Source organism: Algibacter sp., from assembly GCF_049667265.1.
In the GTDB taxonomy this organism is placed as follows: Bacteria; Bacteroidota; Bacteroidia; order Flavobacteriales; family Flavobacteriaceae; genus Algibacter_B.
On the sequence record NZ_JBATHX010000063.1, the window covers coordinates 1 to 8,893 of the forward strand.

The following is an 8,893-nucleotide window of genomic DNA, read 5'->3' on the forward strand; positions in this document are numbered from 1 at the left end:
GCTGGTTCTGCTTTTGAAACATCTGGTTGTGGTGGCTCTGGAATATCTAGCGGTTCTGACTTTACAGGTTTTAACGGCTGCACATTACCTTGACCAACACTTGAATTCCCGAAATTTACAGCAACGCCATACTCTTCAGGCGGATCCATATAAGTGGTACCAACAACAAAAAGCAAAAGCAATATTATAACAGTTATTAAAGCTGTTAATTTTGCCGAATTCCTTTCATGTTTGGTTTCTAGGTATTTCATTTTCTTTATTACGGCTTCACCGCTAAAATCACTTTAAATTTATTTCTATTGGCTATATCCATAACCTTTACAACATTCTCAACAGGTACTGACTTTTCAGCCCTTAACACAATGGTTGGTTTTTCTTCATTAGATAGTGCCGCTAATAATTCATTTTCTAAAACACTTTCTCCAACACGTTTTTGATCAATATAATAGGTTAAATCCTCCTTTATACTCACAGCAACAGATTTTTTATTTTCTGTTTTTCCACTCGCTTTTGGTAACAAAATATCAATAGCATTTGTACTAACCAATGTAGAAGCAATCATAAAAAAGATTAAAAGCAGGAATACAATATCCGTCATAGACGACATATTGAATTCCGGTGTTACTTTATTTCTTCCTCTAAAGTTCATATTATGTAGGTTCGTTTAAATGATCTAAAAACTCTAATGAATTTGCTTCCATTTGATACACTACTTTATCCGTTCTAACTACCAGGTGGTTGTATGCCATATAAGCTACAATACCAACAATTAAACCAGCAACCGTAGTTGTCATAGCTGTATACAAACCACTTGCCAAAACGTCCATTTGAATGGTTCCTCCTGCATTTGCTAATTCGAATATTGCTAATATCATTCCAACTACTGTACCAAGAAATCCTATCATTGGTGCTGCGCCAGAAATAGTTGCTAAAACACTTACATTTTTTTCTAAACCATAAATCTCTAAACGACCAGCATTTTCAAGCGCTGTATTAATATCGGCTAGTGGTTTCCCAATTCTGGAAATCCCTTTACCTATTAATCTTGAAACTGGCGTGTTTTGTTGTGCGCAAAGCATTTGAGCTGAATCTATTTTACCGTTACTAACATGGTCTTTAATTTGGTTCATAAAATTGGCATCCACTTGCGATGCCGCTTTTATGGCAAAAATGCGTTCAAAATAAATATAAATGGCAGCAACGAGTAATAAAAACAGAACAGCAATTATAACTTGCCCTGCAAGACCACCACTACTAATTAATTCAATAATTGAAAGCGATTTTTCAACAGATTCGCTATCCGTTAGTACTTCTGTACCATTTTGTGTGTTTTGTAATATTGTACTTAGCATATAATAATTAATTTATTGCAAATGTATAACGTTTCTTTTTCTATTAAAGTATAATAGCTTCTTTTAAAACAAACTATCTATTATGATGATTTGTTAATCTATTTGAAACGCGTTAGCCTTTGCGTTAGGGATTGAAGTGGAAAGCCCACAGTAACCTCACCATAGCTTGGTTGCGAGGACTTGCAACGAAAAGCCCGACCCTTGTGGTAACGCCCAAATAATTTTTATTTAATGTCTAAAACCAAGTTCTTGTAAACATAAATGCTACTGCACCTACTAAGAATCCGACAAACGCTAACCAAGATATCTTTTTTAAATACCAGAAAAAATCTATTTTCTCCATTCCCATAGCTACAACACCAGCAGCAGAACCAATAATTAACATACTACCTCCTGTTCCTGCAGAATAGGCTATAAAGTGCCATAACTCATTATCTATTGGCTCATGAAACATCCCTAAACTGGCCGCTACTAGGGGCACATTATCAATAACTGCTGAACCTACTCCTAAAAGCAATACTACCAAATCTGAAACACCTTCATGACCACCAGGATGAATTTCGGTACCTAACATGGGCATGGTATCTTGTAATGTACCAGCAAAATTGAATAAAATACCTAATGATTCTAGCGCTGCAACCGCCATTAAAATACCTAAGAAGAATAAAATACTTGGTAATTCTATTTTAGATAATGAATGATGAACTGGACTGTGGTGTGCATGTGCATCACTTTCTTCTGAATGAAATTCAGTCATACTAAATTTTGAGCTACTATAAATTTCAGCAAAAATAGCTACTACACCTAAAGATAACATCATTCCCACATAAGGTGGCAAATGCGTGATTACTTTAAAAATAGGCACAAAAACTATGGCACCTAAACCTAAATAAAGCATGGTACTACTAAATTTTGATTTCTTTTTCTCTACGACCTCTTCCATCTCTAAATCACCCTTAAATGCCGGTAAATATGACGCAATAAACGTTGGCACAGCCATACATAAAAATGATGGTAATAGTAAATACCCCATTAAATGACCTGTGGTTACTTTATTACCAATCCAAAGCATGGTTGTTGTTACATCTCCAATAGGAGACCAAGCACCACCCGCGTTTGCTGCAATAATTATTAAACCAGCATACCAAATACGCACCTCTCTATCCTTAACAATTTTTTGAAGTATAGAAATTAAAACTATCGTGGCAGTAAGGTTGTCAATTATAGCTGATAAAATGAAAGCTAAAATGGCAAAAATCCAAAGTATTTTACTTTTTTTCTTTGTTTTTATAAAATCTTTAATAGTTGAAAAACCATCAAAGTAATCGATAATTTCAACAATTGTCATGGCACCTAAAAGAAAGACTAAAATCTCGGCAGTCTTACCTAAATGATGCAGTAAAGTTTCTTCCATTAAATGCATCTTATCTTCTAAGGCCAAACTACCAAAGTTTTCCATTAGTGCATGGTTTCCGGAATCGAACCATTGCGGGAAGCCATCAATTCCTAATGACACTAATGCCCAACAAATAGCCATCATGACTAATGCCGGAATAAGTTTATCTATTTTAATACTATGCTCTAAAGTGATGGCTAAATAGCCCATAACAAACACTAAAATAATTGCTGCTTCCATAAATTTAATTAGTTAGATAAGTTGTTTAAGTGCAATTTCGAATGCGGTAGCACTAATTCCCGTTTTTGATTTATTTTTATTGTAAACTTTTTCTAATGCTTCTTTAATTGTGTGTGATGTATCATTAAAAATGGCTTCATCCGTCATTTGCACTTTGCGTTCCATAAAATACGCAAAAACTCTTGCCATGCCGCAATTTGAAATAAAATCTGGGATTAAACTTACTTTATAATCCGTATGTTCCATAATAGGCCCAAAGAAAATTTCTTTATCTGCAAATGGCACATTCGCTCCACAAGATATTACTTCTAAACCACTATCAATCATTTCATCTATTTGATGAATGGTAATTAATCGTGATGCAGCACAAGGTGCGAAAATTTCTGTTTTTAAAGCCCATATTTTTTTATTAATTTCTTCAAAAGGGATTAAATTATCAGCTGCTAAGGTATTCCCCCTCTTATGAAGAAAAAAATGATTTATGTCATTAAAAGTAAATCCTTCTTCATTTATTAAACCTCCTCCAATATCAATAATTCCAACAACTTTAGCACCCATTTGCGATAAATAAAATGCTGCGGCAGCTCCAACATTTCCAAAGCCTTGAATAACAGCTCTTTTACCTTTTACCGAACCACCGTAAATATGGTAGTATTGTTTTACAGCTTCGGCAACACCAAAACCAGTAATCATATCTGCTACCGTATATTTTTTAGCAACACTTGGCGAATATATTGGGTTTTCAATAACTTTAATAACGCCTTGACGCAATTGCCCAATTCTATTTATCTTATCGGCTTCTGTAGGTTTAAAATGCCCGTTAAAAACACCTTCCTGTGGATGCCATACACCACTTTCTTCGGTAATGGGAATAACCTCATGAATTTCATCAACATTTAAATCGCCACCTGTACCATAATAACTTTTAAGTAAAGGAGAAACAACGGCGTACCAACGTTCTAAAACGCCTTTTTTTCTTGGATCTTTTGGATCGAAATTAATTCCAGATTTTGCGCCACCAATTGCAGGACCAGAAACCGTAAATTTGATTTCCATTGTTTTTGCTAAAGATAAAACTTCGTTCATATCAAGTCCTTTACGCATTCTAGTTCCGCCACCTGCAGCTCCCCCTCGTAGTGAATTAATAACCACCCAACCTTCGGCTTCGGTTTCAGAATCTTTCCAATTAAAGATTATTTCTGGTTCTTTATTCTCGTATTTTTTTAATAATTCTTTCATTAGTTTTCTAAATTGATTCAATGGTATTGCTTCCTTATAATTTATCCTGTGGAAAGTTTAAGCGAAGCTATAATTGAGTCATATCCAAAAAAGATTTTTAATTATTAAAGTAACAAATATAAAAAACTAAAAACCCATAAAGTTTATTTTTAAGTAATTTTTACTGAAGAAATATTCTTCCTGAACTATGATTTTTTGAAGCTCCGGTAACACTTTTCAAACAATTAACTTCATTTCTAAGTTTTAATATTCCTAAAAATGCAAAAATGAGTGCCTCTTTAAATTCTACTAAATCTTTTGAAGGAATTATAATTTCTGCTTTTATATTCGATTTAATTTTTGAAATTATATAGGCATTATAAGCCCCGCCGCCAGTCACCAAACCTTTTGAATCCTTTTTTAAAACCCGAGCTATTTGATTCGCAATATGATCTGAAAATATCCTTAAAATATCTTTTTCTTTTAGTTTTGAAGATTCTAAAAGCGGAAAAATAGTTTTATTCACCCATTCTAAACCTAATGATTTAGGTGGTTTTTCATTATAATACTCTAAACTGTCTAAAGCATTTCCCAAAGCCGAAAAATACGTTCCTGATTCGGCAATTTTCCCCCTATCATCATAATCAAAACCTAATTGTTTGGCATATTTATTCAATACAATATTTACAGGGCAAATATCATAAGCAATACGTTCATTGTTCAAATCCATCGAAATATTAGCAAAACCACCTAAATTCAAACAAAAATCATATTCAGAAAACAACAATTCATCTCCAATAGGCACTAAAGGCGCACCTTGACCACCTAGTTCCACATCTTGAACTCTAAAATCGCAGACTACTGTTTCTTGTAATAATTCAGCTAAAATTGGCATGTTTCCAATTTGATAAGTCAGTCCGTTTTGGGGTTGATGCCACGCAGTATGACCATGCGAGCAGATCGCATCAATGTTTTCAATATGATGTTTATCTATAAAACTATTAATTACATGGCCTAAATATTCAGTATAATCAGCATCAATAACCTTTAATTCATCCATGGAATTATTGATTAAACCTTTAAGAGTTTCATACCAAAAAGAAGAATATGCGACTGTTTCGGCATTTAATATATTAAAAGTCCAACTTTCATTGAAAAAAAATTTGGCGTGCACTAAATCAATACCATCTAATGATGTTCCAGACATCACACCAACCACATTATATTCATTTTTTATCATAGATAGTAAAAGTAATAATCTTCATTAAATATATAAAAGAATCCGTTGGCTGTAATCAAATCATTATTTTTAAGAATTCACATTAAAAGTTTATATTTGTAAACATTTTTTACCAAAAACAACATTTTAATTACGAAATATGAATTTTAGCCTTTCAGAAGAACATATAATGATTCGTGATGCCGCGCGTGATTTTGCAAAAACAGAATTACTTCCTGGTGTTATTGAACGTGATAACAAACAAGAATTTCCAAAAGAACTCGTTAAAAAAATGGGTGATTTAGGTTTTTTAGGCATCATGGTTGATCCAAAATATGGCGGAAGCGGTATGGATGCGATTTCATATGTTCTAATTATGGAAGAGTTATCAAAAATTGATGCTTCGGCGTCTGTTATTGTTTCTGTAAATAATTCACTAGTGTGTTATGGTTTAGAATCCTATGGCTCAGAAGAACAAAAACAAAAATATTTAACAAAATTAGCCACAGGTGAGTTTGTTGGCGCTTTCTGTTTAAGCGAACCCGAAGCTGGTAGTGATGCTACTTCGCAAAAAACAACTGCTATTGATAAAGGCGACCATTACATTATAAACGGCACAAAAAACTGGATTACAAATGGTGGGCGAGCCGATGTTTATTTGGTAATTGCACAAACCGATAGAGACAAAGGGTCGCACGGTATTAATGCTTTTATTGTTGAAAAAGGCATGAAAGGTTTTGATATTGGACCAAAAGAAGACAAACTTGGAATCCGCGGAAGCGACACCCATACCCTACAATTTAACGATGTTAAAGTGCCAAAAGAAAATAGAATTGGGGCTAATGGTTCAGGATTTCGTTTTGCTATGAAAACGCTTTCTGGAGGTCGCATTGGTATTGCAGCACAAGCCTTAGGTATTGCTTCTGGCGCTTTTGAATTGGCTCTAAAGTACTCGAAAGAACGAAAAGCTTTCGGAACCGAGATTTGCAACCATCAAGCTATTGCTTTCAAATTGGCCGATATGTATACCGATATTGAGGCCGCAAGAATGTTGGTTATGAAAGCCGCTTGGGATAAAGACCAAGGCAACAACTACGATAAATCAAGTGCGGTAGCAAAACTATATGCATCAAAAGTTGCCATGGAACATTCCGTTGAAGCCGTACAAATACACGGCGGAAATGGGTTTGTAAAAGAGTATCATGTAGAGCGCCTTATGCGAGATGCAAAAATAACACAGATTTACGAAGGCACCTCTGAGATTCAAAAAATTGTAATTTCAAGAAGCCTAATTAAAGAATAAAAACTATCTTTAGGTAGTAAAATTCAAAACAACAAAAAACATGACATAGTTTCTCCATAAACTATGCCTACTTTTTTAAAATCGCCAATTAAAATATTTTTATATTCTTTGGCGATTTTTGTTAAGTTCCACAAAACCTTCCGACTTAAAAAAATAGATTTCTATCTTTAGGCAAAAATTATTTATGAGCAAAACATATTACGACCCAGCAGACCTCAGAAAATTTGGTAAAATAACCGAATGGAACGAAGAATTAGGTAACAAATTTTTTGACTATTATGGTAAAGTGTTCGAAGATGGCGCACTTACGGCACGCGAAAAATCGCTCATTGCCTTGGCCGTTGCCCATACCGAGCAATGCCCATATTGCATAGATGCCTATACCAAAGATGGCCTACAACGCGGCGTAACTAAAGAAGAAATGATGGAAGCCATACACGTTGGTGCAGCCATAAAAAGTGGCGCAACCCTTGTACATGGTGTGCAAATGATGAATAAGGTTAACAAGTTAGACGGTTAATATTTGGGCGTTACCACAAGGGTCGGGCTTTACATTACAAGTCCTCGCTATGTCCCGATAATTATCGGGAGCTCGCTGTGGGCTTTCCATTGCAATCCCTAACGCGCAACCTAACTAAAATTTAAGCTTAAAAAGTAAAAAAAATTAATGGCAACAAAGTCACTACATAAACGCGAAAGCGATTTAGCAAATAGCAATAGGCAGTTAGAAATTTTATCGAACGGTATTTTTCAAAACGGCGATTTACCAACCTTTAAAACTAAAATTGCCGAGACCAATCAATTTCCGCTTAAAGCAAAAAAACTTGAAATCCTACAAATAAACGTGGGTTATATGTGCAATCAAGTTTGCGACCATTGTCATGTTGATGCTGGTCCAGACCGCAAAGAAATCATGACCCGCAGCACCATGTTGCAATGCTTGGAAGTCATAAAAAATACAGGTGCACACACTTTAGATTTAACAGGTGGCGCACCAGAAATGAATCCAGATTTCCGTTGGTTTGTTGAAGAAGCGGCTAAAGCAGGCATTAAAGATTTTATTGTCCGTTCCAACTTAACAATCATTAGAGCCAATAAAAAATATTACGATTTACCAGAGTTTTTCAAAAAACATAACGTCCACGTGGTTAGTTCCATGCCACATTGGACACGCGGAAAAACAGACAAACAACGTGGTGACGGTGTTTTCGATAAATCCATAAAAGCCTTGCAAGAATTAAATGCCATAGGATACGGCATGCCAGGAAGCAATCTGAAATTAGATTTAGTTTACAATCCATCGGGTGCTTTTTTACCAGGCAACCAAGCAGCCATGGAAAAAGATTTCAAAAAGGCATTACTTGACGATTTTAATATTCAATTTCATAATTTATTTGCCATAACTAATTTACCAATTTCGCGGTTTTTAGATTATCTAATAGCTTCAGAAAATTATGAAGATTATATGTATTCTCTTGTGGAAGCATACAATCCTTCAGCTGTTGAAAATGTAATGTGTACCAATACAATTTCTATAAGTTGGGATGGTTATTTATTTGATTGCGATTTTAATCAAATGCTCGAATTACCAGTAAATAGTAAAGTTAGACACATTTCAGAATACAACGAAGATTTATTAGAAGGCCGCAATATTGTTATTTCTCAACATTGCTATGGTTGTACAGCTGGAGCTGGAAGCAGTTGCCAAGGAAGTGTAGCTTAAAAAATATCAAATGAAAAAAATTATTTTATTCATATTCATAGGGGTTTCAATCTCTGGGTTTTCGCAAAAAAAGCTTTCAAAATTATTGAAACAACATAATACTGAGCAAATTCCATACATTTCAGTTAGCGCTTTACAAAACGAAAAAGACAATGTTATTCTACTCGATTCAAGAGAAGAAAAAGAATATAAAACGAGTCATCTTGAAAATGCCATTTGCGTGGGTTATGATTCATTTAATTTTGAATATATACAACCTAAATTACAAAACAAAAACGCAAAAATTGTCGTGTATTGCTCTTTAGGTATTCGTTCCGAAGATGTAGCGGAAAAACTTAAAAAAGCAGGATACACCAATGTTTACAATTTATATGGTGGTATTTTTGAATGGAAAAATAACCATTTAGAAGTTTTAAATAATCAAGAAAAACCAACCGACTCT

General features: G+C 34.4%; 9 protein-coding genes and 1 pseudogene. 4 read left to right on the top strand and 6 right to left on the bottom strand.

Annotated features, from left to right (window positions below):
* The 6 genes and pseudogenes from WBN21_RS02330 to WBN21_RS02355 form a co-directional block, all read right to left on the bottom strand.
* A pseudogene (locus tag WBN21_RS02330) lies at positions 1-251 on the bottom strand (energy transducer TonB); the annotation flags it as partial.
* An 8-nt stretch (positions 252-259) separates the two neighbouring features.
* Entirely contained in the window at positions 260-649 is a 390-nt protein-coding gene (locus tag WBN21_RS02335) for an ExbD/TolR family protein (protein ID WP_424197694.1), read from the bottom strand.
* A 1-nt stretch (position 650) separates the two neighbouring features.
* The gene (locus WBN21_RS02340) at positions 651-1,352 is read right to left on the bottom strand and encodes a MotA/TolQ/ExbB proton channel family protein (RefSeq protein ID WP_424197695.1); all 702 of its coding nucleotides are present in this window, start codon (positions 1,350-1,352) and stop codon (positions 651-653) included.
* Between the two features lie 235 nt (positions 1,353-1,587).
* The gene (nhaD, locus tag WBN21_RS02345) at positions 1,588-2,988 is read right to left on the bottom strand and encodes a sodium:proton antiporter NhaD (protein WP_424197696.1); all 1,401 of its coding nucleotides are present in this window, start codon (positions 2,986-2,988) and stop codon (positions 1,588-1,590) included.
* A 12-nt stretch (positions 2,989-3,000) separates the two neighbouring features.
* Positions 3,001-4,227 (bottom strand): Glu/Leu/Phe/Val dehydrogenase dimerization domain-containing protein, encoded by a 1,227-nt coding sequence (locus WBN21_RS02350; protein WP_424197697.1) that lies wholly within the window; start codon positions 4,225-4,227, stop codon positions 3,001-3,003.
* Positions 4,228-4,387: 160 nt separating this feature from the next.
* Positions 4,388-5,446, bottom strand: coding sequence for an anhydro-N-acetylmuramic acid kinase (locus WBN21_RS02355; RefSeq protein WP_424197698.1), 1,059 nt, complete (start codon positions 5,444-5,446; stop codon positions 4,388-4,390).
* A gap of 139 nt (positions 5,447-5,585) precedes the next feature.
* Here WBN21_RS02355 and WBN21_RS02360 point away from each other — a divergent pair, with 139 nt between their 5' ends.
* The 4 genes from WBN21_RS02360 to WBN21_RS02375 form a co-directional block, all read left to right on the top strand.
* The gene (locus WBN21_RS02360) at positions 5,586-6,728 is read left to right on the top strand and encodes an acyl-CoA dehydrogenase (RefSeq protein WP_424197699.1); all 1,143 of its coding nucleotides are present in this window, start codon (positions 5,586-5,588) and stop codon (positions 6,726-6,728) included.
* A gap of 184 nt (positions 6,729-6,912) precedes the next feature.
* A complete protein-coding gene (locus WBN21_RS02365; RefSeq protein WP_396603063.1) occupies positions 6,913-7,248 on the top strand; it encodes an arsenosugar biosynthesis-associated peroxidase-like protein in 336 nt (111 codons plus the stop codon).
* 147 nt (positions 7,249-7,395) lie between these two features.
* On the top strand, positions 7,396-8,451 hold the full coding sequence (gene arsS / locus WBN21_RS02370) for an arsenosugar biosynthesis radical SAM (seleno)protein ArsS (RefSeq protein ID WP_424197700.1): 1,056 nt from the start codon (positions 7,396-7,398) through the stop codon (positions 8,449-8,451).
* A 10-nt stretch (positions 8,452-8,461) separates the two neighbouring features.
* A partial coding sequence (locus WBN21_RS02375; RefSeq protein ID WP_424197701.1) for a rhodanese-like domain-containing protein occupies positions 8,462-8,893 on the top strand: 432 nt, incomplete at its 3' end.

What these genes read in the sequence shown, in the direction of transcription:
- WBN21_RS02360 (WP_424197699.1), top strand. Translation starts at nt 5,586, where the DNA reads ATGAATTTTAGCCTTTCAGAAGAACATATAATGATTCGTGATGCCGCG.
- WBN21_RS02365 (WP_396603063.1), top strand. Translation starts at nt 6,913, where the DNA reads ATGAGCAAAACATATTACGACCCAGCAGACCTCAGAAAATTTGGTAAA.
- WBN21_RS02335 (WP_424197694.1), bottom strand. Translation starts at nt 649, where the DNA reads ATGAACTTTAGAGGAAGAAATAAAGTAACACCGGAATTCAATATGTCG.
- WBN21_RS02350 (WP_424197697.1), bottom strand. Translation starts at nt 4,227, where the DNA reads ATGAAAGAATTATTAAAAAAATACGAGAATAAAGAACCAGAAATAATC.
- WBN21_RS02355 (WP_424197698.1), bottom strand. Translation starts at nt 5,446, where the DNA reads ATGATAAAAAATGAATATAATGTGGTTGGTGTGATGTCTGGAACATCA.
- arsS (WP_424197700.1), top strand. Translation starts at nt 7,396, where the DNA reads ATGGCAACAAAGTCACTACATAAACGCGAAAGCGATTTAGCAAATAGC.
- WBN21_RS02340 (WP_424197695.1), bottom strand. Translation starts at nt 1,352, where the DNA reads ATGCTAAGTACAATATTACAAAACACACAAAATGGTACAGAAGTACTA.
- nhaD (WP_424197696.1), bottom strand. Translation starts at nt 2,988, where the DNA reads ATGGAAGCAGCAATTATTTTAGTGTTTGTTATGGGCTATTTAGCCATC.